Source organism: Thermus thermamylovorans, from assembly GCF_004307015.1.
GTDB classification, from domain to species: Bacteria; Deinococcota; Deinococci; order Deinococcales; family Thermaceae; genus Thermus; species Thermus thermamylovorans.
Genome location: NZ_SIJL01000051.1, coordinates 1 through 744, shown reverse-complemented (window position 1 = coordinate 744; position 744 = coordinate 1). Strand labels below are relative to the sequence as shown.

Here is a 744-nt window from a genome sequence, read left to right as displayed (position 1 = left end):
GTGAGAGGGGTGCGGAATGTGGGTACCCGAGGATGACCAAAAGTTTTGGTCCCATTTTCTTGAGGAGTTGGGGATAGAGCGCAGCCAACGCAAGCTCTCCCTTCCCACCCTTGACGAGTATGACCGCCTTTGGCAAGCCCTAGGGTGGCACAGAGAAACGCAACCTCATCTGAGGGTGTTTAAGAACGGCAAGCGGGACTTCATAGGCACTCTCGATACCATTTTTCACTTTAAGGCCTTACGTTTGAAGGCCCTTAAGGACGCTTTTGTTACTTTCTATCAAACTGGCCATCTCTCCGAAGAAGCTAAACCCTATGAGCGAATGTTTAGCAAGCTAAGGGAAGCCTTGGAAGTTCTCCTCGGAGAAGAACGAATCAATTTGCGGGATCAAGAAGCGGTGCTTAGCTTCCTAGAGGAGGTAGGGATCGTTTTAGGAGAGCCCAACCCCATAAGGCTCCTGTTTAATCGCTCCGAACGGGCACTTGAAGATATTTATCTAAGGCTGGGCGGTGGTAATCCTAAAAGTCATAGCGAATTCAGCAGCACTCGGTTCCGTCACAAGCAGGTTAAGGTGAGATTGCTCGAATCTTCGGTCCGTCTCGAAGGGGTGTGGCCCACCCTTAGCCGAGAGCCTCTTCTCGAGGGATGGAGGGTCTACGGGAAAGTAGTGCTGGAGGACGGACGCTTCAAGCGCTTTTCCTGGGTGCCGCGCTACACCATCGAAGGTCGTGTCAAGAGTTATGT

At 51.7% G+C, this 744-nt stretch carries 1 pseudogene; it reads left to right on the top strand.

The window, feature by feature from the left end:
• Positions 1 to 16: 16 nt before the first annotated feature.
• Positions 17 to 744, top strand: a pseudogene (locus ETP66_RS11860) (transcription antiterminator BglG); the annotation flags it as partial.